General features: G+C 41.8%; 25 protein-coding genes. 21 read left to right on the forward strand and 4 right to left on the reverse strand.

The window, feature by feature from the left end; translation table 11 throughout:
- Positions 1-66: 66 nt before the first annotated feature.
- The 3 genes from FR7_RS03330 to FR7_RS03340 are packed head-to-tail and all read right to left on the reverse strand — an operon-like array spanning position 67 to position 2251.
- Complete coding sequence (locus tag FR7_RS03330; protein WP_007938830.1) at positions 67-513, reverse strand: PTS sugar transporter subunit IIA; 447 nt, start codon at positions 511-513, stop codon at positions 67-69.
- A gap of 6 nt (positions 514-519) precedes the next feature.
- Positions 520-1467: a 1-phosphofructokinase gene (pfkB, locus tag FR7_RS03335; RefSeq protein ID WP_007938832.1), complete on the reverse strand. Its 948-nt coding sequence runs from the start codon at positions 1465-1467 to the stop codon at positions 520-522.
- Positions 1460-2251, reverse strand: coding sequence for a DeoR/GlpR family DNA-binding transcription regulator (locus FR7_RS03340; protein ID WP_007938837.1), 792 nt, complete (start codon positions 2249-2251; stop codon positions 1460-1462). Before FR7_RS03340 ends, pfkB begins: the two co-directional genes overlap by 8 nt.
- Positions 2252-2670: 419 nt before the next feature.
- On the opposite strand from FR7_RS03340, the gene rpmE reads away from it, so the two are divergent.
- The 10 genes from rpmE to glyA all read left to right on the forward strand — a co-directional run bounded on the left by rpmE (position 2671) and on the right by glyA (position 10670).
- Positions 2671-2874 (forward strand): 50S ribosomal protein L31, encoded by a 204-nt coding sequence (gene rpmE / locus FR7_RS03345; protein WP_007938839.1) that lies wholly within the window; start codon positions 2671-2673, stop codon positions 2872-2874.
- A 150-nt stretch (positions 2875-3024) separates the two neighbouring features.
- On the forward strand, positions 3025-3891 hold the full coding sequence (locus FR7_RS03350; protein WP_007938841.1) for a DUF1385 domain-containing protein: 867 nt from the start codon (positions 3025-3027) through the stop codon (positions 3889-3891).
- A 90-nt stretch (positions 3892-3981) separates the two neighbouring features.
- Entirely contained in the window at positions 3982-5049 is a 1068-nt protein-coding gene (gene prfA, locus FR7_RS03355; protein WP_007938843.1) for a peptide chain release factor 1, read from the forward strand.
- Position 5050: 1 nt separating this feature from the next.
- Positions 5051-5917 (forward strand): peptide chain release factor N(5)-glutamine methyltransferase, encoded by an 867-nt coding sequence (prmC, locus tag FR7_RS03360; protein ID WP_007952011.1) that lies wholly within the window; start codon positions 5051-5053, stop codon positions 5915-5917.
- Between the two features lie 185 nt (positions 5918-6102).
- The gene (locus tag FR7_RS03365) at positions 6103-7152 is read left to right on the forward strand and encodes an L-threonylcarbamoyladenylate synthase (protein ID WP_007952012.1); all 1050 of its coding nucleotides are present in this window, start codon (positions 6103-6105) and stop codon (positions 7150-7152) included.
- Between the two features lie 51 nt (positions 7153-7203).
- The gene (locus tag FR7_RS03370; RefSeq protein WP_007938865.1) at positions 7204-7803 is read left to right on the forward strand and encodes a manganese efflux pump MntP; all 600 of its coding nucleotides are present in this window, start codon (positions 7204-7206) and stop codon (positions 7801-7803) included.
- Positions 7804-7863: 60 nt separating this feature from the next.
- Positions 7864-8334 carry a low molecular weight protein arginine phosphatase gene (locus tag FR7_RS03375; RefSeq protein ID WP_007952013.1) on the forward strand — a complete coding sequence of 157 codons (471 nt, stop codon included), beginning with the start codon at positions 7864-7866 and terminating at the stop codon, positions 8332-8334.
- A gap of 75 nt (positions 8335-8409) precedes the next feature.
- Positions 8410-8847: a ribose 5-phosphate isomerase B gene (rpiB, locus tag FR7_RS03380; RefSeq protein WP_007938869.1), complete on the forward strand. Its 438-nt coding sequence runs from the start codon at positions 8410-8412 to the stop codon at positions 8845-8847.
- Positions 8848-8867: 20 nt separating this feature from the next.
- A complete protein-coding gene (locus FR7_RS03385) occupies positions 8868-9416 on the forward strand; it encodes a TIGR01440 family protein (protein WP_007952014.1) in 549 nt (182 codons plus the stop codon).
- An 18-nt stretch (positions 9417-9434) separates the two neighbouring features.
- Positions 9435-10670 carry a serine hydroxymethyltransferase gene (glyA, locus tag FR7_RS03390; protein WP_007952015.1) on the forward strand — a complete coding sequence of 412 codons (1236 nt, stop codon included), beginning with the start codon at positions 9435-9437 and terminating at the stop codon, positions 10668-10670.
- 260 nt (positions 10671-10930) lie between these two features.
- Here glyA and FR7_RS03395 read toward each other — a convergent pair whose 3' ends face one another.
- A complete protein-coding gene (locus tag FR7_RS03395) occupies positions 10931-11797 on the reverse strand; it encodes a MurR/RpiR family transcriptional regulator (RefSeq protein ID WP_007938873.1) in 867 nt (288 codons plus the stop codon).
- 883 nt (positions 11798-12680) lie between these two features.
- Here FR7_RS03395 and FR7_RS03400 point away from each other — a divergent pair.
- From FR7_RS03400 to ilvC, 11 genes are all read left to right on the forward strand, one after another.
- A complete protein-coding gene (locus FR7_RS03400) occupies positions 12681-14015 on the forward strand; it encodes a GntP family permease (RefSeq protein ID WP_007938874.1) in 1335 nt (444 codons plus the stop codon).
- Between the two features lie 181 nt (positions 14016-14196).
- Positions 14197-15291, forward strand: a complete 1095-nt coding sequence (locus FR7_RS03405; RefSeq protein ID WP_007938882.1) for a zinc-dependent dehydrogenase — start codon at positions 14197-14199, stop codon at positions 15289-15291.
- Between the two features lie 112 nt (positions 15292-15403).
- Entirely contained in the window at positions 15404-16921 is a 1518-nt protein-coding gene (locus FR7_RS03410) for an FGGY-family carbohydrate kinase (RefSeq protein ID WP_007938884.1), read from the forward strand.
- Positions 16922-17953, forward strand: coding sequence for a 2-hydroxyacid dehydrogenase (locus tag FR7_RS03415; RefSeq protein ID WP_007952016.1), 1032 nt, complete (start codon positions 16922-16924; stop codon positions 17951-17953).
- 19 nt (positions 17954-17972) lie between these two features.
- Positions 17973-18785 (forward strand): Cof-type HAD-IIB family hydrolase, encoded by an 813-nt coding sequence (locus tag FR7_RS03420; RefSeq protein ID WP_007952017.1) that lies wholly within the window; start codon positions 17973-17975, stop codon positions 18783-18785.
- A gap of 11 nt (positions 18786-18796) precedes the next feature.
- Positions 18797-20329: a gluconokinase gene (locus FR7_RS03425; RefSeq protein ID WP_007952018.1), complete on the forward strand. Its 1533-nt coding sequence runs from the start codon at positions 18797-18799 to the stop codon at positions 20327-20329.
- 40 nt (positions 20330-20369) lie between these two features.
- Positions 20370-21332: a phosphoglycerate dehydrogenase gene (locus FR7_RS03430; RefSeq protein ID WP_007952020.1), complete on the forward strand. Its 963-nt coding sequence runs from the start codon at positions 20370-20372 to the stop codon at positions 21330-21332.
- A 165-nt stretch (positions 21333-21497) separates the two neighbouring features.
- A complete protein-coding gene (locus FR7_RS03435) occupies positions 21498-22043 on the forward strand; it encodes a beta-class carbonic anhydrase (protein ID WP_007952022.1) in 546 nt (181 codons plus the stop codon).
- Between the two features lie 86 nt (positions 22044-22129).
- Positions 22130-24307, forward strand: a complete 2178-nt coding sequence (locus tag FR7_RS03440; RefSeq protein ID WP_007952023.1) for a DctP family TRAP transporter solute-binding subunit — start codon at positions 22130-22132, stop codon at positions 24305-24307.
- A gap of 820 nt (positions 24308-25127) precedes the next feature.
- A complete protein-coding gene (ilvN, locus tag FR7_RS03445; RefSeq protein WP_007938910.1) occupies positions 25128-25673 on the forward strand; it encodes an acetolactate synthase small subunit in 546 nt (181 codons plus the stop codon).
- A gap of 98 nt (positions 25674-25771) precedes the next feature.
- Entirely contained in the window at positions 25772-26767 is a 996-nt protein-coding gene (gene ilvC / locus FR7_RS03450; protein ID WP_017531259.1) for a ketol-acid reductoisomerase, read from the forward strand.
- The last annotated feature ends 1 nt before the right edge of the window (position 26768 follow it).

A 26768-nucleotide genomic window follows, 5' to 3' on the forward strand; every position in this document is an offset into this window, starting at 1 on the left:
AAGGAGTTTATAACGAGGCTATGTCCTGGTGGAAAAACTTCGCTATAAACCAGATTCTTGTTTGGTCTAGTCTTTGAAGGCCGCTAGTATTTCTTCGTAAGTGGCGGCGGATAATAAACGGTCTCTGATTTCCTGATGCATGAGTTTTCGAGAGATATAGGATAATACTTTCAGGTGGACATCATTGGATTCGGCAGGGACGGCAATTAGGAAAAAGATATGGGCCAGGCTGCCATCGAGTGCTTCATAATCAATTCCCGCCTTTGAGATGCCTAGTGTTAAAGCCGCCTCTTTAACGCTGCTGTCTTTAGCATGAGGAATTGCAATTCCCATACCGATTCCAGTAGAAAATTCCTTCTCGCGACGTAGCACAGCTTCTTTATACTTGTCTTTATCTGAAAGCTTGCCATCTTGATTGAGAACTTCAATAAGTTCATTGATGACGTCCAATTTGTTATTGGATGTTAAATGGAATTTAACTCTTGAGGCTGATAATAATTCTTGTATATTCATAGTTGATTACCTCCACTCTTCTATTTGTATTTTATGGATCAATTTATTTACGTCTGATAAAGAGGCTGCCTGGGTACCAGGAAGTATTACGGATGCACCGGCAGCAGCAGATGCTAAACGAATGCTGTCGGCCAGAGATAAGCTGCGTGCTTGCCCTACGCTAAAGCCTGCAACAAAAGCATCGCCAGCTCCTACAGTACTGCTGACAGGGACGACAGGGGCTTTAGCTCGTAGGATTTGCTGACAATCACCAACTAAGGAACCTTTTTCTCCCAGGGAAATTGCTACTTGAGAGATTCCCTGACGGAGCAGCTGTTTTACGGCTCCTAATATATCGTTATCAGATTCCATAGGTGCCTGCATGAGTTGGCTTAATTCCGGCAGATTTGGTTTGACTGCGAAAGGTTTGGCAGCAATACCTGCAGATAAGGCGGGGCCACTGGTATCTAATATAACGTTACAATCATATTGATGCAGCATTTCGATGAAGGTTGCATAGATATCGGTAGGGACTGTTAGCGGCAGGCTGCCGGAAAGTACAAACCATTTATGGTTGACAGCCAGTTTACGCAGAATGTCTTCGAGGTTTTTCAAATCGGCTGTTGTTGGCATTATGCCGGGGAAGTTTAGTTCGCTCACTACATCCGTTGCAGTATCAACGATTTTAATGTTTTCGCGATTTTCTCCGGAGGTCTTTACGAAACGGTCAACAATATTTTCCTGTTTAAAATAGTCTTGGAATGTATACGCATTTTTCTTTCCAAGAAATCCTGTTACAACTACGGGATGTCCAAGGGCAGTTATAACCTTAGCTACATTAATGCCTTTGCCTCCAGGGTCCGTACGCTCCGTATCCACTCGGTTTACTTTTCCTAATGTAAAGCTAGGCAGATGCAAGGTGCGGTCAAGGGCTGGATTTAAGGTAACGGTTACAATGGGGAGCGTATTATTCAATGAGATTCACCTCCCTTATTAAATGGGTGCTTTCAGGAATTATAACCTGAGTATAATTTCGCAGAGTTTCTAAGGTATCTTTATTAATGCTGTTATCGGTGATGATTGCAGATAATTCATCTACATTGCAAATTTTAGAAAATGTTCTTTTTTCAAATTTAGAATGATCTGCTACTAATATAATCGATTGACTGGCCGCAATCATTGCTCTTTTTGTTTCTGCTTCTGCAAGATGTTTTGTTGTGACTCCTAAGGTACAGTCGATTCCATTGGCGGCGAGAAACAATTTGTCAAAGGAAAAGAGTTTGAGCATGGAATTGGTGAGTGGACCAATGAGAGAATTAATGGACTTTCGCCAAGTGCCACCTAATAACAGTACTTCGATATCCACCTCTTCGGCAAAAACAGAAGCCACATCCATACTGTTTGTTGCAACCGTTAATTTTTTCCCGCATAATGCGCGAGCGATTTCTCGGGTGGTTGTACCGGCATCTAATAAAATTGTTTCACCATCTTGTACCATGTCAGCAGCTAGAGCGGCGATAGCCCTTTTTTCCTCTAAGAAAAAGACTTCCCGGTCGTGGAAACTAAGCTCTGAGCCTAACTGAGATGATACGGCGCCTCCATGGGTTCGCTGGACAAGACCTGAGTTTTCAAGTTCTTGCAAGTCTCGGCGTATGGTAGCTTCAGATACGGCGAATAATGAACTAAGATCAATTACTTTAACGGGCTGTCTGGATTGAATCATTTTTATAATTTTATTACGTCTTTCTTCAGCAAACATATACGCACCTCTCCAAATAAACTGTATTTTCAGTAATGTTCGATTGATTTCATTATAAAAGTAACATTGCAAAAAGTCAATCATAAATAAACTAAAACGATCACAAACGAATAATTTATTGTAAATTTATGAGTAAATAGAGTAGTTATGTAAAAATTATTGAAACGCGAAGACGCGAAGAAAACAAGGGGTGGATTGGAACATAGCATAGCTCCCTTCGTGTTCTTCCTATTCTTCGTATCTTCGCGTTTCAAAATGTTTTTTTAATTTTATAACGTTTTTTCTAAACGAACAGAAATTAGAAGTGGTTTGGAAAATATTTAAAGTGATTAACAGAAAAACAATATTGCTTAGGAGAAATTGGTATGCTATAATAATGTGGTAAAAGCTACAAGGTGCTTTAAAGTGAGGTGCAATAAATGAAAGATAAAATTCATCCAAATTATGGTGAAGCAAAAGTAATGTGTGGTTGTGGCAACACTTTTGTAACTGGTTCTATCAAAAAAGAACTGCGTATCGATGTTTGCTCAAAATGCCATCCGTTCTTTACTGGTCAGCAACGTAATATCACTGCTGGTGGACGTATTGAGAAATTCAATAAACGTTACGGTCAACAGGCCTAAAAACGGAGTAGCAGAGCAGAAATGCTCTGCTACATTTATATCTGTCATCTGTATGGGAAAAGCAATCCTATTAGGACGTCGAAGGATGAGCTGTTTACAGTTATATGGTTGTTTTAGAAGAGTATACTAATAATACAAGGAGGGGATACCATGAAACCGAAAGTTAGTATTGGTGGGCAAGCTGTCATTGAAGGTGTAATGATGCGCGGACCTGGTATAATCGCTACTGCGGTCAGAGAACCATCAGGTGAAATTATTGTAAAACAGGAAGCTTTTACACCTGTTAGTGATCGGTATCCCATTTTAAAAAAACCGATGCTGCGGGGTGTTGTTGCATTGGTTGAATCATTGGTGCAGGGTCTTAAGGCTTTATCCTTTTCTGCTCAGGCAGCTGGGGATGAAGGGGAGGAATTATCAAATAAGGAAATTGCCGTTACCATGATGTTTTCTTTGGGATTGGCCATTGTTTTATTTGTAATTATTCCAACGTACGCAGCCAAATATATTCATAGTGCGGTAACGGATCCGCGTTTATTAAATCTAATGGAAGGTGTGCTGCGTTTAGCCATCTTTTTAGTGTATATAATTGGGATATCCAGGATGAAGGATATTCGCCGAGTGTTTGAATATCATGGTGCGGAACATAAAACGATCCATGCTTACGAGGCAGGGGTACCATTGGATGTCGAGCACGTTAGAACCTATACTACGCTGCACCCTCGCTGCGGTACCAACTTTTTATTTATCGTAATGATCGTAAGTATTGTTATGTTTGCTTTTTTAGGCTGGCCTGATTTGTGGATTCGGATTGTATCCCGTATTATATTGATGCCGCTTGTGGCAGGTCTTGCCTATGAGATTATTCGTTTTGCAGGAAAGAGTGAGGCGGCTTGGGTGGGAATTGCTATTATGCCAGGTTTATTGCTGCAAAAGTTAACAACTAGAGAACCTAGCGATGATCAATTAGAAGTTGCGATAAAGGCATTGGAAGCAGCTCGTCCCGTAGAAGAAATGTAATAATAGAACAATAGAATAGATAGCGTTATGTAAAAAAACAATGGACCGCGAAGGTCGCGAAGAAATAAAAGTTTTTAGAGGAGAATGACCATGCTGGATAAATTGCAGGCCATTGAAGATAGACAGCTTGAATTGGAGAATTTAATTAGTGACCCTTCGGTTATTGCCAATATGGCAGAGTGGCAAAAACATACGAAAGCTCATTCTAAATTGCTTCCTATAGTGGCTAAATTTCGAGAATATAAAGAGGTACAGCAAGGTATTGCCGATGCCCTTGAAATGCTGAATGATAAACTGGACAATGATTTTCGTCAAATGGTTACGGCAGAATTGTCAGACTTAAAAGCACGGAATGAAGTATTGAATGAAGAATTACGTATTTTATTGCTGCCTAAGGATCCAAATGATGAAAAGAGTGTAATTGTGGAAATTCGCGGTGGCGCTGGCGGTGATGAGGCGGCTTTGTTTGCTGGCGATTTATTTCGCATGTATACTCGGTATGCGGAAACCCAAGGATGGCGTACGGAGTTATTAGATGCCAATGCACCTGATTTAGGTGGTTTTAAAGAAGTCGTTTTTACCATTGATGGTGATGGTGCTTATAGTCGTTTGAAATTCGAAAGTGGTGTGCATCGTGTACAACGCGTTCCTACCACAGAATCAGGCGGGCGTATTCATACTTCTACGGTAACCGTGGCTGTATTGCCGGAAGCGGAAGAAGTAGATGTAGTAATTAATCAAAATGATTTACGAATTGATACGTACTGTGCCAGCGGCGCAGGTGGTCAGCATGTTAATAAAACGGAATCCGCAGTACGGATTGTACATTTACCTACGGGTATTGTTGTACAGTGTCAAGATGAGAAATCCCAGCTGAAAAATAAGGACAAGGCTATGCGGGTGCTGCGTGCCAAGGTATTAGAAAAAGCCGAAGAAGAATCCCGGGCTGAACTGGCTGAAACACGGAAAAGTCAGGTGGGAACAGGAGACCGCAGTGAGCGCATTCGTACCTATAATTTCCCCCAAGGCAGGGTAACGGATCATCGTATTGGATTAACTTTGCACAAGCTGGATTTTGTTCTAAACGGTGATATTGATGAAATCATTAATGCTTTAATAGCGACAGATCAAAGTCAGCGCATGCAGCAAGGTGAATAACATGGCAAATAAGAAAGAAATTTGGACCGTACAGGCAATTTTAAATTGGACTCGGCAGTACTTTTTGGATAAAGGTGTGGAAAATCCGCGTCTTGATGCGGAAGTACTGCTTTCCCATATCCTTGAGAAAGAAAGATTGTATTTGTATGTGCATTTCGATCAGCCTTTAGAGGATAAAGAACTGGCTGCATTTCGCGCAGCTGTGAAGCAAAGGGCTGCACGTTTGCCCGTGGCCTATATCATTGGAAGTAAGGAATTCATGGGGTTGGACTTTGAAGTTACGCCTGCAGTACTGATTCCGAGGCCTGATACGGAAATTCTAGTGGAGGCTGCGATAAGCCGTCTTGCTCTAGTGGAAGAACCTTGTATTTTAGATCTTGGCACAGGCAGCGGTGCTATTTGTATCAGCATGCTGAAAAACTTGCCAGTAGCGAGAGGGACGACTGTAGATATTTCTCCAGAGGCTTTGATTGTGGCGAAAAGAAATGCTGCCAAACATCAAATCGAGCAACGGCTGACTTTTTATCAAGGGAATCTATTTATTCCCGTTAAGGGGCAAAAATTTACAGCGATTGTATCAAATCCACCTTATATTCCCGAAGGAGATATACCGGGACTTACTCCTGAGGTACAGCAAGAACCTAATTTAGCCTTGGCAGGCGGTGAAGATGGTTTGGATTTTTATCGCCGAATTGTTCAAGAAGGCAGGAACTACCTGACGGACAATGGCTTCATTGCTATGGAGGTTGGTATTGGTCAAGCTCGTCTAGTTGCTGACATGGCAGAAAAAACAGGCTATTATAAGGTCAGTGACATCATAAAAGACTACGGCGGAATCGAGCGTGTTGTGGTGCTGGAAGGACTGTAAAAGAGAATGAACCACAAAGACGCAATGCCACTATCGTGGCACACAAAGGAGAACGCAAAATATAAATAACCCCTTTGTGTCCTTTGCGTCTTTGTGGTTCGATTCGGTTTATCTGTTTTGAAGAATGCGTTAGTGTTTTCTTCCTTGTATAGTAAATGTTTTATTTCATAAAGGTAGGGGTTATTATGCATACTGAATATTTTATAGTGGATAAAGATCATCCGGATCAAGGAGTATTAGGGCAGGCAGCGGAACTCTTAAAACAAGGCAAGTTGGTAGCTTTCCCGACAGAAACCGTTTATGGGTTAGGTGCAAATGGTCTGGATGAAAAGGCGGTAGCCAATATTTATGTAGCAAAGGGAAGACCTTCAGATAATCCTTTAATCTTACATATTTCTCACATAGAAGAACTAAAACAGCTTGTTGCCCATATTCCTAATAATGCGAAAGTTTTGATGAATGCGTATTGGCCAGGGCCTCTTACCATTGTATTTCGAAGAGCTGCAATTGTACCGGATATTGTGACTGGAGGGTTAGAGACTGTAGGGATTCGTCTGCCAGATTCTGTTGTTGCTCGTGAGCTAATCGCTTTGGCGGGTACGCCGATTGCCGCGCCCAGTGCAAATATTTCAGGAAGGCCGAGCCCGACTAATGCCCAAGCTGTATTAGTTGATCTGGAGGGCAAAATTGATGCTGTAGTGGATGCTGGCAATTGTCAGATTGGAGTGGAGTCGACGGTTATTGATTGCACAACGCCAGTGCCCACCTTGCTAAGGCCGGGAGGGGTTACGTTGGAAATGCTGATGGAGACATTAGGGGAAGTGGAAATGGATCCGATTCTTAGCGGGAGTTTTGAACTTGCCCCTCGCTCACCGGGGATGAAATATACTCATTACGCTCCTGATGCACCAATGGTGTTAGTGGAAGGCGAATATCCTCAAGTGCTAGAGCTGCTTTTGAAGGAGGTTTCGGCAGCATTGACAGAGGGAAAAAGGGTGGGCGCCTTAATTTCTGGCCAGACAGCCGACAAATTGCCTGTAGGCACCATACCTTTTGTATATGGCATGCGGGAGAATGTAGAAGAGATAGCTGCAAATTTGTATCTGGCTCTACGCAATTATGATGATCATTCGGTAGATGTGATTTTTGCAGAGGGTATTTCCGAAGAGGGCTTAGGATTGGCAGTCATGAATCGCCTGCGAAAGGCTAGCGGCTACCGGATTATCAAAGGATAACATATACACTATATCCCCCACATATATATTATAAAATGGAGGTGGGGGTTGGTGACGAGTTTAGAATTATTGATGTTAAGTGCAGCCCTGGGTACAGATTTATTTTCTGTGGCTGTTCCTATTGGCATGAATCCTATGAGACGTAAGATTATTTTTCGGGCAGCAGTTGTTTTTGCTTTATTTCATATTGTTCTCATATTGACAGGTTATTATATTGGTAATTTTCTGGGAGCAGTGGTAGAACGATTCGGCAGCTACCATAGTGAATATCCTCTGCTGGTTATGGAAAATTGGGCCAGTATTTTAGGAGCATTGGTTTTAATCGGTTTGGGCATATATATGATTAGAGAAAACTTGTTTGTATCTGAATCAAATCAGAGTAAAGCTCATCCCTTGCAAGGCATCTCCTTGCTGGTATTGGCAACTAGCGTAAGCATTGATGCCTTAGCCGCAGGATTTAGTATGGGGATGATGGATGTTGATCTGGTCAGATTAAGTTTTATTTTGGGAAGCGTTATCTTCTTAATTGCCTTGTTTGGGCTGAGTTTAGGGCGTAAAGTAGGACGTTATATAGGTGGTAAGGCGGAGTGTATCGGAGGAATTGTACTTGCTTTATTAGGGATGCACATTCTATGGACGATGCTGCATTGATAATAAACTAGCTTGGTTAGGTAGTGCAATAATATAGCAGAAAGGCAGTGGGAGATTAAAATGCTGCAGATATTAATTATTTGTACGGGTAATACTTGTCGAAGCCCTATGGCAGAGGTATTGCTGCAAGACAAAATAAAAAAATACAATGTTGCGGAGCAGATTGCTGTGGCGTCTGCTGGTATCGCAGCATGGGATGAGGGACGGGCATCAAAAGGAGCACAATGTGTCATGAAACAGCGGGGAATTGATATCTTGGGTCACCGCTCCCGTCGTCTGTCAAGAGAGGATATTGTAAGGGCAGATTTGTTGCTGACTATGACGGCCAGTCATAAAGAAGCTGTGCTTTCTATCATGCCTGAGGCATGGAATAAGGTATTTACATTGGCTGAGTTTGCTGGTGAAAAGAAAGATGTTTCTGATCCTTACGGTGGAGATACCGCTATTTATGAGGCCTGTGCCGTTGAAATAGAAAAGATTCTGGAAAAGTCCTGGGGAAGAATCTTGGAACTTGCAGGAAAAATGAGTTGAGTATAGAAAAAAATGACGAAGAGAGTGTTTGAAGGAATCGATACTCTGCATGCAAAAAAAACTGGAGGTTTATACATGTTGGTAGCAATTGGTAGTGATCATGGTGGTTTTTTGCTGAAGGAAGAGATTAAAAAATTATTAACAGAAGAAAACATTGCATTTGAAGATTTTGGAACTCATTCCATAGCGTCAGTTGATTATCCTGACATTGCAAAAAAAGTGGGAGAAGCTGTGGCTGCTGGTCAATACACTAGAGGTATATTGATTTGTGGTACAGGCATTGGCATCAGCATTGCAGCAAATAAAATAAAAGGAATTCGAGCGGCTCTTTGTCATGATGTTTTTTCAGCTAAAATGACGAGAGAACACAATGATGCGAATGTGTTAGCAATGGGAGAAAGAGTCATCGGACCAGGATTGGCACGTATGATTGTTTCAACTTGGCTTGCAACGGATTTTGTCGGTGGTCGTCACGGTGATCGAGTTGCAAAAATTTCTCAGTTAGAATCATAATGATCCTTAGGGGGAAAGACATGAGCAGCGAAATAGAGGAGATACGAAGCCAGACGATAAAAGCCGCTGAAGAGCTGCTGCAAATAGCAGGAGCTGCTTCAGGGCAGCTTATGGTCGTTGGTTGTAGTACGAGCGAGGTAATGGGCGCGCGAATTGGTTCATCGGGGTCTTCTGATGTGGCCCAAGCTATTTTAAGCGGCTTAATGACTGTTTGTGCAAAATTTGATGTATATTTAGCAGTACAGTGCTGTGAACATTTAAATAGGGCATTGGTGGTGCAAAGACCCGTTGCCGAAATCTATCGGTTAGAGCCTGTAATGGTCGTTCCTGTTCCCAAAGCGGGAGGCGCATTGGCAGCTATGGCGATGAGTTCCTTTGAATGTCCGGTGGTAGTAGAACATATTCAGGCCCATGTTGGTTTAGATATTGGCAATACTTTGATTGGTATGCACTTAAAAGCAGTAGCTGTACCAGTGCGTTTGCAGCAAAAGAATATTGGAAAAGCATTCTTGACCGCAGCTCTTACTCGTCCCAGGCTGATTGGTGGTCCGCGGTCTGTCTACGAATAAAAATATGGGGGAAATAAAATGAGTGTACTTACTAATTTTGATCCAGAGATTGCTAAAGCTATTCAATTAGAAGGGCAGCGTCAGGAGAACAAGCTTGAATTGATTGCTTCTGAGAATTTTGTCAGTAAAGCAGTCATGGAAGCTCAAGGATCCGTCTTGACGAATAAATATGCTGAGGGATACCCAGGAAAACGTTATTATGGTGGCTGCGAGCATGTAGATGTGGTGGAACAACTGGCAATTGACAGAGTGAAAGAACTTTTTGGTGTAGAACATGCCAATGTGCAGCCTCATTCCGGTGCTCAAGCCAATACTGCAGTATATTTTGCTTTTCTGCAGCCAGGTGACACCATTCTGGGTATGAATCTGGCTCATGGCGGACATTTGACTCATGGCAGTCCTGTGAACATTTCCGGCAAATGGTTCAATATTGTACCTTATGGCGTAGATGCGCAAACTCATTTAATTAATTATGATGAAGTTGCAGAACTTGCTGCGAAGCACCGTCCCAAAATGATTGTTGCAGGTGCCAGTGCTTATTCCCGGATTATTGATTTTCAACGTATTGGCAAGATTGCTCGTGAAGTAGGTGCCATGTTAATGGTGGATATGGCTCATATTGCTGGCTTGGTAGCGGCAGGGCTTCATCCGACGCCTGTAGGACATGCCGATATTATTACAACAACGACTCATAAAACCTTACGCGGGCCTCGCGGCGGCGTGATTATGTGCCGCAGTGAATTGGCTGCTAAAGTGGATAAAGCTATATTCCCGGGAATTCAGGGCGGACCTTTGATGCATGTCATTGCAGCAAAAGCGGTTGCGTTTAAAGAGGCTTTATCAGAAGAATTTAAAGTATATCAGCAGCAAATTGTTAAAAATGCAGCGACATTAGCAGAGGGGTTAAAAAAGGCAGGGTTTACCTTAGTCTCAGGTGGTACCGATAATCATTTATTGCTGGTCGATTTACGTCCCCAGAACATGACTGGCAAAGAAGCAGAAAAAATCCTGGATGAAGTAGGCGTTACTGTCAATAAAAATGCGATTCCTTATGATCCGGCCAGTCCCTTTATTACAAGCGGCATTCGGATCGGCACAGCAGCACTTACGACTCGCGGCATGAAAGAAGCTGATATGGAGATCGTAGCTGCTATTATTGCCATGGTGCTGAATCATCCGACTGATGATGCTGAAAAAGCAAAAGCAGTGAAGCTAATCAGCGAACTGTGTAAGAAACATCCCCTGTACGCTTAAGATGGACAAGCAATCCTGTATAAATAGATAGAATGTTAAAAGTCGAGATTATATGAAAATATAATCTCGACTTTTTATGTAAGAAAATTGAAACGCGAAGGCGCGAAGATGTGGGGCGCAGGTGGAATATGCCAAAATCCCCTTCGCGTCCTTGCTGCTCTTCGTGTCTTCGCGTTTCAAAATGTTTTTAGTTTTTCACCTAACTCCTGTATTTTTTTATAATTTGGTTTATGAATGAAAAAGACGTACCGGCACTTTTCTTATAAACGAGTTTTAGCAATGGATTGACGAATCTTTTGCATATTGTGGGTAATCCGGTCGGGCTGCCTTAACATGGCTCCGACATAAAGCACGTCAATGATTGCCAAATGAATTAAACGTGAGGACATTGCCTCGGATCGATAATTAACTTCTTTCGCCATACCATTTAAAGTGATATGTGATATCTGGCTTAGGGGAGATCGGATGTGACTTGTGATACCGATAATCGTTGCGCCATTTTCTTTTGCGATTTTTACAGACTCCAGAACGCTTTGATTAGAACCGGTGTGAGATATGGCCATTACGACATCGCCAGGATGCAAGAGTGAGGCAGAAATTGCTTGCATATCCTGGTCGGCATAAGCTCTGACAGAAATGCCAAAACGTGAAAAGCGATGTTCCACATCGGCAGCAATAGGTGCTGAACCTCCTGTGCCGTAGACTTCAATGCGGCGAGCGGCCAAGATTGCGGTGATTGCGTTTGATAAAGATTCTGCATGGATGATTTTTAAGGTGTCATGCAATGCCTCGTTGATGTTTTGAAAAACCTTGCTGGCGACTTCGTCAATAGGATCGTTTGCATTGACTTCGTTGTATATGGATTCAAAGGGTTCGTATAAGTCGCTTGCCAAGGCTATCTTAAGACTTTGAAAACCTGGAAATCCTAATTTGTTTTTGCAGAATCGTGAAATGGTAGCCTCGGCGCTCCCTGTAATTTCAGCCAGTTCGGTGATTGTCATATGAATGACTTCAGATGGATTGGAAATGATGTACTCTGCTAATTTTCGCTCTGTTTTAGTTAAGGATTGAAACATATTATGGATGAGTGCTAAGCACACATTTGGTTTAGGCTCTCGTGTAGTCATATTTTTCTCCTTGTGAACTCGTACTTTGTAGCTGAACATATTATATTGAACAAGTTTTTTTCGAACCAGAAAACTCTCTTTGCAGCAAGGTTGCCTCGCGATTGTATAGATAAAAAACATACAGTAAATGTAAAGCCAACTGTTGACAATGTAAGTATAACAAATGACGGGGAACTATAACAACAATTCTTTAATTGAAAATGAAAATAATATTAAAAAAGCATAGAAGATTGTGAAAAAAGTAATGAGGCAGTGGAAATTGCGAAGAAATACAGAGAATACCAAGGATATTATAGTTATTCTCCATATTGTTGGAGCCAGAGTGGTTTATTTTCAAAGCCAATTGTTCTTGTGTTTTAAGAAATGAAAATAATTTCACAAAAGACAAATAAAATCAAAAAAAGATACATAAATATGAATAACAGCAGTTGAAAACAATAAATTGCTATTTTTTAAAAAAATGCTCTATGCTGAAAATATCAGGAAATAGCGCCTTGTTAATTAGATATGGTTAAGGGGTGCGATATGAGTAAATGCTGAAAAATTAAAATGAAAATAATTACGAATTGAATAAAAATATTGAAAATTACATTTAAAGTTATTGATTTTATTCTTTGCAAATTATATAATACATATGAAAATAATTTTGAAAAGATAATAATCAATGAAAATAATTTGCGAAAAATGATTTAAATAAACCTGATTATTGTTTTCGCAGATAGTCATAAGAATTGATCCTCGTTTTAAAAATGGAGTTAAACGAAATAGAAAGGCGGTGGGAAGGGGTTAAATAACAGAATTTTCTTTGTTTAGAAAACAAAGGATAAGGATTAGTCCCACGAAGGGAACAATGCTTAGTAGGATAAAAAGAGGAGGAATATTAATGTTAATCGGAGTTGCTATTGCGGCTGTTCTTTTGCTCTTGGTTATGATTACTTATTTTAAAATTAATCCTTTTGTAACCTTAATGATTGTGTCGGTATTCTTGGGAGTGGCAGCGGGGATGCCCTTTGATAAAGTCCTTGCCTCCATTCAAGCGGGTTTAGGCAATACCCTTGGTTTTATTGCAATTGTTTTAGGACTTGGCACCATGTTAGGAAAAATGTTAGAAGAATCTGGTGGAGCAGAGAGAATTGCCAAAACCTTAATTAATTTGTTTGGATTGAAAAAAGTTCACTGGGCAATGATGATTGTTGCCTTTATTGTTGGAATTCCTGTTTTCTTCCAAGTGGGTGTTGTACTTTTAATTCCTCTCGTGTTTACGATTGCAAAGGAAACAGGAATTTCTTTGCTGAAAGTTGGTCTTCCGCTCGTTGCGGGGTTATCCATTGTGCATGGTTTGGTTCCCCCTCACCCTGCAGCAATGGCAGCTGTAGATATATTTAAGGCAGATGTAGGTAAAACGATTTTATATAGCCTTATTGTTGGTTTGCCTGCAGCAGCTCTTGCCGGGCCTTTATTTGCCAGTTTTATTTCAAAACGTATGCGAGTGGTTGGGGTACCTGAAGGTTTTGCTGACCAGATTAAAGCAGGACGGGAAGACCATGAAATGCCGGGATTCGGCATTACCGTTTTCACGATATTACTGCCAGTTATATTAATGCTATTTGCCACAATTGCTGATTTAACAATGGATCGTACGTCTCAGATGTTTGCGATTTTGAAATTCATCGGCAGCCCGTTTATGGCACTCTTAATTGCATTATTGTTTGCTTTTTATAGCTTTGGTTTTAGTCGTAATTTTAACTTGACGCAAATTGGTAAGTTCTGCGATCAATCGCTGCCAGCTATGGCCAGCATTTTAATGGTCATCGGCGGCGGCGGTGCGTTTAATAAGGTATTATTAGATAGTGGTATTGGTAATGAAATCGCTAAGATGGCTTCCACGATGGGGTTAAGCCCGATTATGTTAGCTTGGACGATTGCAGCTATGATTCGTGTCGCTACAGGTTCTTCTACGGTTTCGATGATGACTGCAGCTGGTATCGTAGCACCTCTTGTTGCAAATACGGCAGGTGTTTCTAAAGAGATCATCGTGCTGGCTGTGGGATCAGGAGCACTGGTTCTTTCTCATGTGAATGATGCCGGATTTTGGATTGTAAAGGAATACTTCGGTATGACGGTTACTGAAACATTAAAAACGTGGACCGTTCTGGAGACGATTCTTTCTGTATCTTCATTGGTATTTATATTGCTTCTATCTAAGGTAGTCTCATAGAACATAAAGATGCATGGACGTCCAGGTGTACATTAACTACAGCTGGACGTCCAACTATGGTGGAGAGATCGAATCATAAGTTTCAAATAGATTCAATTACTAAAAAAATGCTCATAAAGAGTAATTTCGGTTCGGCTTTGTCAACTGTTGATTATTCTTATAAGACAAAGGAGGAAGTAGTATGAAAGCAGCGATATATCAAGGCATTGGAAAAATGACAGTTGAGGAGATTGAAACACCTCAGGTTCAGCCTGGAACGGTTTTGATTAAAGTAAAGGCTTGTGCAATTTGCGGCGGGGATTTAAGAACCTTTCGTCATGGTCATGCGGCGATTAAACCGCCGATTGTTTTAGGGCACGAAATTGCAGGAGAAATTGTAGAGGTAGCATCGGATGTTACTGCGTATTCAGTAGGTGAACGTGTCATCGTTGCACCGGGTATTGGGTGCGGAACGTGCTCCTACTGCTCATCCGGCTGGCAGAATATGTGTTACACCCGTAAGACCATAGCCCATCATTATAATGGTGGCTTTGCTGAATATGTGCTTGTTCCGGCAGGCGGCGTGCGGGTAGGTAATATCAATCGCATTCCCGATGAGGTTACCTATTTGGAGGCATCTCTTGCTGAACCGCTAGCTTGCGTATTGAATGCACAAGAAGTAATGAATATTGGTTTGGGTGATTCAGTGGCGGTGATCGGTGCAGGGCCAATCGGCATTATGCATGCTGAGGCAGCCAGAGCAAGAGGAGCAGGCAAGATCTTTTTAATTAACCGGAGTCCCAGACGTTTGGAAGAAGCAAAGTCATTTGGCTTTGATGGATATATTGACCTGAGTTCCCAGGATGGGGCGAAGGCTGTGATGGAGCTGACAGGTGGCTTGGGAGCGAATGTAGTGATCGTTACAGCGGGTACACCGGAAGCTCAAGTTTTAGGTATTAATATGGCTAGCAAAATGGGCAAAGTTTGTCTGTTTGCAGGATTGCCTAAAGATCAGCCTACGATTACAATCGATGCCAATTATGTACATTATCGGCAAATTGCTATTTATGGTGCATTTTCATCAGCGCCTCGGCATAATGCATTAGCCTTGGAGCTGATTCGTAATGGTAAGGTATCAGCTAAGAAAATTTTGACTCATTTAGTGACATTGGATGAGATCTGCCAAGGGATGGATCTGGTTACTAATCGGGCAGGGCTGCGTGTGTCGGTAGCTCCATTCCTGGATGAGCTAAAAGATGAAATCAGCGAACATTCGGAGATCATCGTTATAAAATAATCGTATATAGCGTGTTAAAGAAACTTGGATAGAGTCTTTTTTGTTCTTGCGGTTTCCATGTAACATTTACTTCGACCTATGTACAAATGAATAGAAGCAGGAGGGGAAGGAATTGGCTTGTTTAATCGGCATAGACATAGGAACTACGAATTGTAAAGCTGCAGCCTATACAGAAGATGGTATGTTTAAAGCAGTAGCTAGTCGTCCAACTGTGACTCATTATTTAGAAAATAATTGGGCTGAATTTGATCCCGGACAAATTTGGGATGCGGTACAGGATATATTGCGAGATATTACCCGTCAATTGGGGGGAGAAAAGATTGACGGCATCGCAGTGGCTAGCATGGGGGCTGCTGGTGTTCTGCTTAATGAGAACGATGAATGGATCCATCGTTCAATTGCTTGGTTTGATACCCGGACGGAAGGAATTGCTGCCGAGTGGCGCGAGGACTTTGGCAGTGAAGAAGTATTCAGCATTAGTGGTTTTGTACCGAATCCCATGGCGGGTATTACAAAAGTGCAATGGATTCGAAAGCAAAAGCCTGAATTGTTTAAAGGTGTGAAGCGATGGGTTTCCATGCAGGATTACATCGTGTACCGGCTTACTGGCGAGGCGGTAGTCGATTTATCCGTAGCTTGCCGGACGATGGCAGTTGATCTAAAGGAGCGCTGCTGGTCCGATAAGATTCTGGATCATGCACAGATTCCGCGGGAAATATGTTCGACCATAAAACGATCGGGAGAATTGGCAGGAACTGTCACGAGCCATTCAGCTGGTTTAACCGGTGTTGAGGCGGGAACTCCTGTTTTTGCTGGTGGGATGGACTATGTTTGTGGTGCCTTTGCTTGTGGTTTGACGCAAAGCGGTCAAGTACTAAGTGCCATAGGGACGAGTGAGCAGATTCTTATGGTTGTTGATGAGCCAGCCAATGATGTAAAGCATATTGATACCAATTTTACTTGTGTAAATTATGTTGTAGATGACAAGTATTATATCGCAGGACAAGTGATTTCATCAGGTGTAATTTTAGATTGGTTTCGCACTGAAATGACCAAGGAGGATTTGACTACCTTGCTTGATGAGGCAGAAAAGTCGCCATTGGGAGCAAAGGGAGCGATATTGTTGCCTCATTTTCGCGGGAAATATGCACCTGGAGCTGATCCCTTATCCAAGGGAGCACTCATCGGATTGACTACTTCTCATACAAGAGGCGATTTGGCAAGAGCGATCATAGAAGGACTCTGCTATGAATCTACAACGATTATAGAAGGAATACAAAAGATAGTAGATTATGAGATTGAGACTGTGAATGTAGTAGGGGGAGCAACAAAGTCACCTTTTTGGATGCAGATCAAAGCAGATATCTTAGGGAAGCCTGTCGTTTGTTTAAATGTGCCTGAGGCTGTTACACTTGGTGCAGCGATGTTGGCCGGACTTGGTGCCGGGATATACAAAGATCCTGAAGATGCTGTACGACAGACAAGGCGTGATGATACGGTTTATCTTCCAGACCCAGTGAGGCATGAAGCATATCGTACCATGTTTGAAAATGTATATCAGAATGTTTATCCTGCGCTTCAAGGGATACATCACAAAATCGATGCTCTAATTAAGAAGGAGGAGAAATAAATGAAATTTTTAGTGGTAGGAGATCCAATGCTGACAGCAGATACGCTGGCAAAAGCAGTACGTGATGTCTTCGGCGATGAAGCGATTGTAAAAGGGGTAGATTGGAAACCAGAAAGTGAGGAAGAATTTTGGTTCTTACGCAGTCAAGTTGAAAAATTTGGTCCTAGTGCCGGAAAACCTCCAGCGGAATTGATTGAAGCAGGCAAAGATGCCGATGTGATTATTACTCATCATACCCCGTTGAATAAAGAGCTGATTGAGCAAAGCAGTGCATCTTATGTTGGAGTATGTCGTGCTGGCACCGAAAATGCAGATGTTAATGCTGCAACAGCAAAAGGCACTAAAGTAATGAAAACCATGGGGCGGAATGCAGAGGCTGTATCCGATTTTACAATTGCACTGCTGCTGGCGGAGCTGCGTAATTTGGCAAGAGGTCATGCTGCATTGATGCAGGGAGACTGGAAAAAGAAATATGCTAATTCTGGATTTATGGGTGATGTGCGTGAAAAAACGATCGGTTTAGTAGGCTTGGGCTATATTGGGCGTCTGGTTGCCCACAAATTGGCAAACTTTAATGTTCGCGTTCTGGCATATGATCCATATATCAAGGCGGAAGCGGTGCAAGGATCGGGAGTGGAATTAGTTTCCCTGGAAGAACTATGCAGGCAATCTGATTTCATTAGTATTCATGCCAGACTTAGTAAAGATACGGCAGGTCTGATTGGCAAAGAAGCGCTTTCATGGATGAAGCCAACGGCGTATTTGATTAATACTGCACGAGCAGGTTTGATTGATGAGGAGGCATTAGTAGAAACCTTGAAAAATAAGCAAATTGGCGGAGCGGCTCTGGATGTTTTTTGGACAGAACCAATCGCAAAAGAACATCCTCTGTTAACCATGGACAATGTTACTCTGACTCCTCATTTGGCTGGTGCGACAAATGACACATTTGCTCAAACACCCTATTTATTATTGCGTGAATTGAAACGTGTTTTAGATAACAAAGAAACTTCCAGTTGGATTGTTAATTAATTTGTAGAGAGGTAGCTTTATGATGTATCCTCCTGTTCGACTGATTGCTCTTGATTTGGATGGAACGTTATTAGATGAAGAGAAAAAGATTCCCGATCAGGCTGTACAAATGATTGCCAAGGCCAAGGAGAAAGGAATCATTGTTACGCTGGTATCGGCAAGACCTTTTTGTTCTATACTGCCTTATGCCCGCCAATTACAGTTAGATGCACCGCTGATTTCTTTGAGTGGTTCCTATGTGACAGATGAAAGAGAAGAAAGAATATGGCTGAAAAAACCAATGAATTTGCTGAAGTTTAGAGAAATGATTCGCATTTTTGAAGAAGATAATTACTATGTCAAAGTGTATTTAGAGAATCAGCTTATTGTTCAGGAAGCCATCAAAGAAACGGTCAACTATTCTCGAATCTTTGGGGTGCCTTATACTGCCCTGGGACCAAAGAAATTAAGAACATTGGATAAGGCGCCTTTGCGCATTGCATTATTTGATGATTCTGTACGGATTCAAAATGCGCAGCAAATTTTAAAAAGGTGGTCAGATGATTTTGCTGTCATTCGGGATACCGATCATGGTTTAGAAATTGTAGAACCGACTGTCAGCAAAGGAGCCGCTTTAAAAACAATTTGTTGGGATTTGGGAATTCCTATGGAAAATGTGATGGCAGTTGGAAATGAAGGCAGCGATATTTCTATGATTCGAGAAGCGGGTATTGGAATCGCTATGGGCAATGCCTGCGAGGAACTAAAGCAGTGTGCTGATGATGTAACAAAAACAAATGAAGAATGTGGTGTTGGGTATGCAATACAAAAATTTGTTTTTAAAGATAAGTGAGGATGATGAAGATGAAACCTTCTGTATGGATTGGTATTGATATAGGGACGACAGGAATAAGAGCCGTGGCGTATCAAGCTGACGGGCAGTCTCTTTGTGCTGCTTCTCAGGACTATCCGCTGTATACGCCTCATCCTGGCTGGGCTGAACAAGATCCTAACGAAATTATTGGTGCAATGGAAAGTGTCATCAGCGATGTAGTGACCTCATTAACCCAGACTGGACGCAAGGCGGAAGGGGTTTCCATCAGTTCCGTATTTCACAGTTTTCTCGCCTATGATAAAGAGGGAGAGCCGACTACAACGCTAATGACTTGGGCAGACAACCGCAGTCAGGAAATTGTGCGAGAGATGAAAAGGATATATCCCGATTTCCTGTCCATATACCGCCGCACAGGATGTCCGCTTCATCCCATGTACCCTATGGCTAAGATTGCTTGGCTTCGCAAGGAACGTCCTGAGATATTCAATAGTTCATCGTATTTTGGTTCGATCAAAGATTATGCCTTTCGAATATTGACTGGGCAATGGGTGGTAGATCGTTCTATTGCCAGCGGTTCCGGTTTGTATAATCTATTCAATTTGGAATGGGATCGGGAGTTGTTAACATATCTCTCTATTTCGGAAGAGTCGCTGCCGAGTGTTGTGTCAACAACATACAGTCAGCCCTTAAGAGGTGAGATGGCTCGCCGGACAGGTCTGCAGCCGGGAATTCCTGTAGTGATTGGCGCTGGTGACGGCGTATTGGTAAATGTAGGCATCGGTGCGGTAAGACCTGGGGATATGAGTGCCACGATTGGCACAAGCGGTGCAGTGCGTATGCTGACAGATAAACCGTGTACAGATGAAAAAGGACGGACTTGGTGTTACAATCTTACGGATACCGTATGGGTTGCAGGCGGAGCCATTAATAATGGTGGAATTGCACTGCGCTGGATGCGGGATCATTTTGGTGAGACAGAACAAAGAGTGGCAGAAAAACTTGGCATCGATTCCTATGACTTGATGTCTAGCTATGCAAAAAAAATAGCGCCCGGCTCAGAGGGGCTCATTATGCTTCCTTTCTTTACCGGTGAGCGAGCTCCAAACTGGAATGCGGACGCCAGAGGTGTACTGTTCGGTCTTACCCTGCAGCATGATAAACGGCATATGATTCGCGCCACTATGGAAGGGGTATGTTATCGAATGAACAGTATCCTGCTTGCCCTGCAGGAAGTGACGGGACCAGCTCGTGAAATTAGAGTAAGCGGCAGTTTTATCAGGTCAGAATTATGGCTGCAAATTTTAGCTGACACATTGAATCAGGAAATAAATGTTCCAAATGTAAACGAAGGGGCAGCTTTTGGTGCCGCGGTATTAGGCTTCGTTTCTGCGGGAATTATAAAGGATATATCTTCCACCGCGGATTTTGTAACAATTGAAAAGACTTATAAGCCGGGAGCTTCGGCAGTTAAAAGCTATCAAGAACTATATGATATTTATAACCGTATATACTGGAATCTGCAGCAGGAATTCACGGATATTGCTGCTTTCGGTAAGAAATGATACAGCTATTACAGCCAATAATCGCTAGGGGGCATAGAGTATGGCAAAGGTATTAATTACGGCCCGTTCAGTTGCTGCTAATAAAGAAGGCAAGGCAATACTGGAAAATGCAGGGCATGAAATTATCACTCATGTTAGTGATGGTGTTAAGTCAGAGGCTGAGATGATACGCATTATTCCCGGTATGGATGCGGTTATTGCCGGTCTGGATGAAATTACTGACAAGGTCATTGAAGCAGGAGCACCTGGATTAAAAATAATAGCCAGAAATGGTGTGGGTTATAACAAAGTAGATGTAGAAGCTGCTGCAAGGCTAGGTATCCCCGTAACCCTCGCACCAGGAACCAATACCATATCGGTTTGCGAATTAGTATTCGGCTTGATGTTGTCTCTGGCAAGAGTAATACCGGGTCAGGATGCCCAGGTTCGTCAAGGCAGTTGGAAACGTAACTTAGGTTGTGAATTATATGGAAAAGTATTAGGAGTGCTGGGCACAGGAAATATCGGCAGTGAAGTGATAAAAAGAGCACATGCTTTTGGTATGGAGATTATAGCCTTTGATGTTTGGCAAAAACCTGAGTTATGCCAGAACTATAATGTGAGATATCTTTCGTTAGATGAAGTAGTGGTAAAGGCTGATTTTTTAACATTGCATTTACCTGTTACCCCTGATACAAAGTGCCTTATGAATGAACGTACTTTGACAGATATGAAGAAGAATGCTTTCATCATAAATACAGCAAGAGGTGAACTGGTGGACGAGAAAGACCTTTATACTGCATTGAAAACAGGAACGATAGCGGGCTATGGCGCGGACACTTTGACACAAGAACCGCCGGCGCCAGATCATCCGCTGCTTACACTGCCAAATGTAGTGCTAACACCTCATTGTGGAGCATACACGGAAGATGCAGTTACACGGTGCAGCGTTACGGCCGCCCAAGAGGTTGTACGTGTTCTAAGTCATCAGGAACCTAAATATGCTGTTGCAGTAAAGGCATAGAATAAAGGATTATCATATAAGAGTTACTTGTAACTTGTTAGGAAAAAACGACTAAAGGTTGGATCGTATACTTGGCTCAATGAGCGCTTCTGATACTATATCTGAAGCGCTCATTAAATAACTTTTGGAATATTTGTTGTGAAATGATGCCTGGAGGAATTGTAAATGATAGGGCTAGAACAACTAATCAAAGCAAACAGCAGTTTTCTTTTAAAATCAGCAGCTAATGGGGATGGTCTTTCTAAGAACCCAAAACATCATATCGCTATCGTTACTTGTATGGATACCAGACTGGTTGAACTCTTAGAGTCGGCACTTGGAATAAAAAGAGGAGAGGCCGTTGTAATTAAAACCGCCGGAACATCGACAGATGGAAATTTTGGTACTATTTTGCGAAGCTTAGTTATCGCTATTTACGCCCTGGACGTGGAAGAAATTGTTGTGGTTGGTCACGAGGATTGCGGTGTGACGCAAATATCCCCAAGTATGCTGAAACAAAAGATGCAAAAGCGAGGGATTGATAAGAGGCACATCCGTAAATTCGAGGAAGAAGCAATTGCTTGGCTGGACAAGGTTCACAATAGTGAGGAAGAGGTTAAGAAGCTGGTGGATGCACTGCGTAAAACGACTATTATTCCAAGGAATGTTCCTATTCACGGATTAATGATTCATCCTGATACTGGTAAAGTGTCACCTTTGTCAGATGGCTAGTATTGTTGTCTTTTAAAATTTGTTATGAATGATGTTATGCAATCAGTTGTATTGTTTAATGAACAAATCGGAGGAGGCGTTAGGTTATGAAAGAAAAATATATGAAATTATTTTTTGTATTACCGCCCATATTAGTACTTGTTTTACTAATGTATATCATTTTATCCGGATTTGATGTGTATAGCATATTCTTAACCATTGGTGTTTTACTGTCTTGTTCCTTCAACTCAATACTATTGCATCGAATCATGCGGCCGTTGAAAACAGTTTCAGAACAAGCTTCCCGTATGAAGGATGGAGATTTGACAGTTTCGCTGGAATGTGGGGGTAATAACGAACTAGGAGAGATAACAACATCAATTAACTCTGCATTGGAATATCTGCGTACACTCTTGAGTTTAGTTACTGATGAAGCGGCAGAAGTGTCAAGTAAGAGCGTGGAAATTGCATCTGTCTCGGATGGAGCTAGTCGAGATATAAGGCTGATATCAATGGCGGTAGCTGAACTTGCTTCAGGTGCTCAGGAAACGGGTACTATGGCGCAAAATGCTGCCAGCAAAACAGATCAAGTTTCTGAATTAGCAAAAAATACGGCAGCAGGGTTGCAATCTTTATTGCAAATTACACAGCAAATTATGGCGTCAGTCCATCAGGGGAGCGAAGCAATCGGGCGGTCTAAAAATATTGTCAATGAAATTGCAGCAACTGCTCAGTATAATGTGCGTTTGGGTGGGGAACTTAAGGGGAAATCCCAAGAAGTAAGGGAAATTATCAAGCTTATCAATAGTATTACGGCACAAACGAATTTACTGGCATTGAATGCAGCGATTGAGGCAGCAAGAGCTGGAGAGCATGGCAGAGGATTTGCAGTTGTCGCAGAGGAGGTTCGTGAGCTTGCCAATCGATCTCACCATGCCGCTGGTCAAATTAATGAAATTGTCGAAAGTATGCTTTCCGATATTGGACATGTAGTGGTAGCCTTTGAAACAACGCAGGAAAGTATGAACACAGGTGTAAATACAATTACGGCGGCCAATGTTAGCTTTGCAGATATAAGATCCGATATTGAAAAATCCCGTATTAAATTACAAGAGGTAACATTGCTTGCCGATAATCAAGCAGATGCTGCTGCTGATTTGATGTCAACTGTGCACGGTGTGGCTGCGATTGCTGAGCAATCTGCTGCAGCAACGCAAACAGCGGCTGCTAGCAGCGAGCAAATCACCACGTCGGTTGCCCAAATCGCTAGTGGTACTCAACAGTTATCCCGTTTGGCCGGAAATTTGGAACAAGCAGTTTTTCGATTTCATTTTTCGAATACGAAAACCTTACGCGTTGGGTTTGAAATGACAGATAAGTCTGTATGCTATGCGGGTATGGAGAGATTTGGACAAATCTTGCATGAACGCACTCAGGGGCGTTATAGTCTAAAAATCTTTCATAGTGCTCAATTAGGGACAGGCCTTGATATGATTGAAAAGCTAAAAGAAGGAACTCTGGAGATGACATTTCCGGCTTTGCCGACGCTGGCAGGCTTAGATAAACGATTTATGGTTTTTGATTTCCCATTTTTGATTAGAAATGAGAGCATAGCAGATTACATACTTCACGGACCTTTTGCCAGAAAACTGCTGGATATGCTTGATCAATACGGATTTTACGGTCTGACATTTGCTGAAAGCGGATTTCGCAATACGACCAACTCGCGGCACGCTATTATGGGCTTAGAGGACTTTCGCGGACTGAAGATTAGAACCATGCAGAATGATCTTCATATCGATACTTGGAAGGCTTTGGGGGCAGATCCCATACCGCTGCCTTTTGCGAATTTATACAATGCTATGCGGTTAAAAGAGGTAGATGGTCAGGAAAACCCTATTGCTACGATCTATGACGATAAATTTTATGAAGTACAGAAGTTCTTAACGCTCACCAATCATGTGTATTCACCTTTTATACTGATGTACTCGAAGAAGCTATGGGACATTGTGCCGGCTGAAGATAAACCTATTATCGAGCAGGCTGCGAAGGAAGGTGCCTTATATACCACTGAGGTGAATCGGAAAAGGAAAAAGGATAATTTGCAGGCATTAGAAAGAAAAGGTATGTTCGTAGGGCAAATTAGTTCGATGGAGATGGTTAAAATTCAAGAAATGGTTAAGCCGGTAATTGATCGATATAAAAATCAAATTGGCAAAGAGCTGGTAAACGAGCTTTTTGCAGAGATAAAAAAAGCAGAAGAAAAAACAGTATACAAAAGTTAAAAATGGTCTAATATTTCGAATTTTTATTTGCTGCTTATATTTAAAATGATTATGAGTTATTATTCACGCTATTTTTATAATAATGATACAGTAGAAAACCCTTGCTGTCCTTTTAAAACACAAAGGAACAGTAAGGGTTTTCTGCTATGCTGGTATATATTTGGGAGGGATTAGCTGGTCATTAACCCGGTTGACTGAATGGGCTTCTGCCTGGCAAGCAATGGGATGCTTTCTCTATACGAAAAGGTGTAATATATTTTTCTTTTAAATATTATGGTAAAACAGTAAAATAATCTTGCTTTTTCTCTATGATGACTGGTATAATGGCTTAAAATGTTACACATGGGTAGTTGCGCAGAATAAGTTTGTATTTCTGCGGAGGATATTTTTCTTATTTGTTCATGCTGCAGGTTCATATTTACTGAAGGAGGACTTGTATGCATTGGCATGAGAATGTTTAAACTAAGTATAATCTGATGTGTAATCGCCAATAGAAAAGGTGACCAGTAAAAAGTTGAGTATACAGCCGATTGGTCTTGGCAATAGAGTAACGTTGTCGTTTGAAGTGTAAAAAAAGTTACAACGTCGTAACGAGAAAGAGTATCTAGGGTTCCGCTGTAAAAAGGACTGGACCAAGCGATACAAATGCGCGTATGCGGATTACACCGTGAGTATAAAAGACTCTGCGGAAATTTTCTCACTGCTGAAGCCTGTGGTATACATGATTGTTTCAGCAAAGAATAGACAAATCTATTCTTATAGTGGGAACCTTTCGGTGGCTTTTTTGTTTTTATTAAGCAATAAAATGGAGGTGGATGGAATGGGTCATCATACAATCTCAATTTTAGTACTGAATCAATCAGGGGTATTGGTACGAGTGGCTGGAATGTTTTCACGCCGGGGGTTTAATATTGAAAGTTTGGCCGTAGGCACTACGCATGTTCCAGAATACTCACGTATTACAGCAGTCATGCAAGGAAGTGACGCGATTGTAGCCCAGGTGGTGAAGCAATTAGAAAAATTGGTAGAAGTAAGGGCCGTTGAGATCCTGCCTGTTAATACTGCAGTGGTAAGGGATATGGCGATGATAAAAGTTAAAGCAGAGCAAAATAAGAAGTTAGAAGTTTTGCAGCTGGCAGAAACTTTTGGAGCTAAGGTCGTGGATATTTCAAATGAGACTTTGATGGTGGAAATAACCAGTGGGAAAACCAATACGGATGCATTAATTGCTGCGTTATCCTCCTATGGAATCTTAGAGATGATTCGAACAGGAGTTGTTGGTTTGCAGCGAGGTGACTGTAGTATCTATGAAAAAGAAAAATGTGAAATTAGTGATTTATTCGATGCAGCTCAAGTTAAGGCATAGGGCAAAACCACCTCTCATATTCTAAAGAGGCTATCTCTAGAAAGTAAGAGGCTGTTTTATATAACACAAGAATATTAAATGTAGGAGAGATGATGAAAATGAGTAAAATGTATTATGACAAAGATGCGGTAGTAGACTTAATTACAAAAAAAACGGTGGCGATTATTGGTTATGGCAGCCAAGGGCATGCCCATGCATTGAATTTGCATGATAATGGCGTAAAAGTAATCGTGGGTCTGTATGAGGGCAGTAAATCTTGGGAGAAAGCCAAGAATGATGGTCTGGAGGTTCAGGAAGTTGCTCAAGCGGTAGCTGCTGCTGATGTCGTTATGATTTTAGTTCCTGATGAAAAGCAAGCTAAAATTTACAAAGAGCAAATTGCACCAAATTTGAAAGCTGGCTCTGCCCTGGCTTTTGCTCATGGCTTTAATATTCATTTTAACCAGATTACTCCGCCTGGGGATGTAGATGTATTTATGGTGGCTCCTAAAGGTCCTGGGCATTTAGTGCGCCGTGTATTCCAGGAAGGGGGCGGAGTGCCATGTCTGAAGGCTGTATATCAAGATGCGTCAGGTCAGGCCGAAGCGTTATCCTTAGCTTATGCATGGGGTGTCGGCGGTACAAGAGCAGGAGTGTTGACAACAACTTTCAAAGAAGAAACAGAAACCGATCTATTTGGTGAGCAAACGGTCTTGTGCGGTGGTACTACTGCTTTAGTTAAGGCTGGTTTTGAAACGTTAGTGGAAGCTGGTTATCAGCCTGAGATTGCTTATTTTGAATGCCTGCATGAATTGAAATTGATTGTAGACTTAATGTATGAAGGCGGCATGGCAGCTATGCGTTACTCTATCAGCGATACGGCTGAGTATGGTGATTATATGGTTGGTAATCGCATTGTAACAGATGCAACAAAAGTAGAAATGAAAAAAGTCTTAACGGAAATACAAAATGGTGTATTTGCGAAAAACTGGATTTTGGAAAATCAAGCAAATCGTCCTGAATTTTCTGCAACCAGACGCCGTGAAGCAGAACATCAAATTGAAACGGTGGGTAAAGAATTGCGCGGTATGATGAGCTGGCTGAAGAAAAAATAGT

It is taken from the genome of Pelosinus fermentans DSM 17108 (assembly GCF_000271485.2).
Classification (GTDB): Bacteria; Bacillota; Negativicutes; order DSM-13327; family DSM-13327; genus Pelosinus; species Pelosinus fermentans.

Bases quoted from the DNA above. Each gene is read 5' to 3' on its own strand.
- rpiB (WP_007938869.1), top strand. From the start codon at position 8,410: ATGTTGGTAGCAATTGGTAGTGATCATGGTGGTTTTTTGCTGAAGGAA.
- FR7_RS03395 (WP_007938873.1), bottom strand. From the start codon at position 11,797: ATGACTACACGAGAGCCTAAACCAAATGTGTGCTTAGCACTCATCCAT.
- FR7_RS03425 (WP_007952018.1), top strand. From the start codon at position 18,797: ATGAAACCTTCTGTATGGATTGGTATTGATATAGGGACGACAGGAATA.
- FR7_RS03385 (WP_007952014.1), top strand. From the start codon at position 8,868: ATGAGCAGCGAAATAGAGGAGATACGAAGCCAGACGATAAAAGCCGCT.
- ilvC (WP_017531259.1), top strand. From the start codon at position 25,772: ATGAGTAAAATGTATTATGACAAAGATGCGGTAGTAGACTTAATTACA.
- FR7_RS03440 (WP_007952023.1), top strand. From the start codon at position 22,130: ATGAAAGAAAAATATATGAAATTATTTTTTGTATTACCGCCCATATTA.
- FR7_RS03400 (WP_007938874.1), top strand. From the start codon at position 12,681: ATGTTAATCGGAGTTGCTATTGCGGCTGTTCTTTTGCTCTTGGTTATG.
- FR7_RS03340 (WP_007938837.1), bottom strand. From the start codon at position 2,251: ATGTTTGCTGAAGAAAGACGTAATAAAATTATAAAAATGATTCAATCC.
- FR7_RS03330 (WP_007938830.1), bottom strand. From the start codon at position 513: ATGAATATACAAGAATTATTATCAGCCTCAAGAGTTAAATTCCATTTA.
- FR7_RS03415 (WP_007952016.1), top strand. From the start codon at position 16,922: ATGAAATTTTTAGTGGTAGGAGATCCAATGCTGACAGCAGATACGCTG.
- FR7_RS03435 (WP_007952022.1), top strand. From the start codon at position 21,498: ATGATAGGGCTAGAACAACTAATCAAAGCAAACAGCAGTTTTCTTTTA.
- prmC (WP_007952011.1), top strand. From the start codon at position 5,051: ATGGCAAATAAGAAAGAAATTTGGACCGTACAGGCAATTTTAAATTGG.
- FR7_RS03365 (WP_007952012.1), top strand. From the start codon at position 6,103: ATGCATACTGAATATTTTATAGTGGATAAAGATCATCCGGATCAAGGA.
- FR7_RS03420 (WP_007952017.1), top strand. From the start codon at position 17,973: ATGATGTATCCTCCTGTTCGACTGATTGCTCTTGATTTGGATGGAACG.
- ilvN (WP_007938910.1), top strand. From the start codon at position 25,128: ATGGGTCATCATACAATCTCAATTTTAGTACTGAATCAATCAGGGGTA.
- FR7_RS03405 (WP_007938882.1), top strand. From the start codon at position 14,197: ATGAAAGCAGCGATATATCAAGGCATTGGAAAAATGACAGTTGAGGAG.
- glyA (WP_007952015.1), top strand. From the start codon at position 9,435: ATGAGTGTACTTACTAATTTTGATCCAGAGATTGCTAAAGCTATTCAA.
- rpmE (WP_007938839.1), top strand. From the start codon at position 2,671: ATGAAAGATAAAATTCATCCAAATTATGGTGAAGCAAAAGTAATGTGT.
- FR7_RS03350 (WP_007938841.1), top strand. From the start codon at position 3,025: ATGAAACCGAAAGTTAGTATTGGTGGGCAAGCTGTCATTGAAGGTGTA.
- FR7_RS03375 (WP_007952013.1), top strand. From the start codon at position 7,864: ATGCTGCAGATATTAATTATTTGTACGGGTAATACTTGTCGAAGCCCT.
- prfA (WP_007938843.1), top strand. From the start codon at position 3,982: ATGCTGGATAAATTGCAGGCCATTGAAGATAGACAGCTTGAATTGGAG.
- FR7_RS03430 (WP_007952020.1), top strand. From the start codon at position 20,370: ATGGCAAAGGTATTAATTACGGCCCGTTCAGTTGCTGCTAATAAAGAA.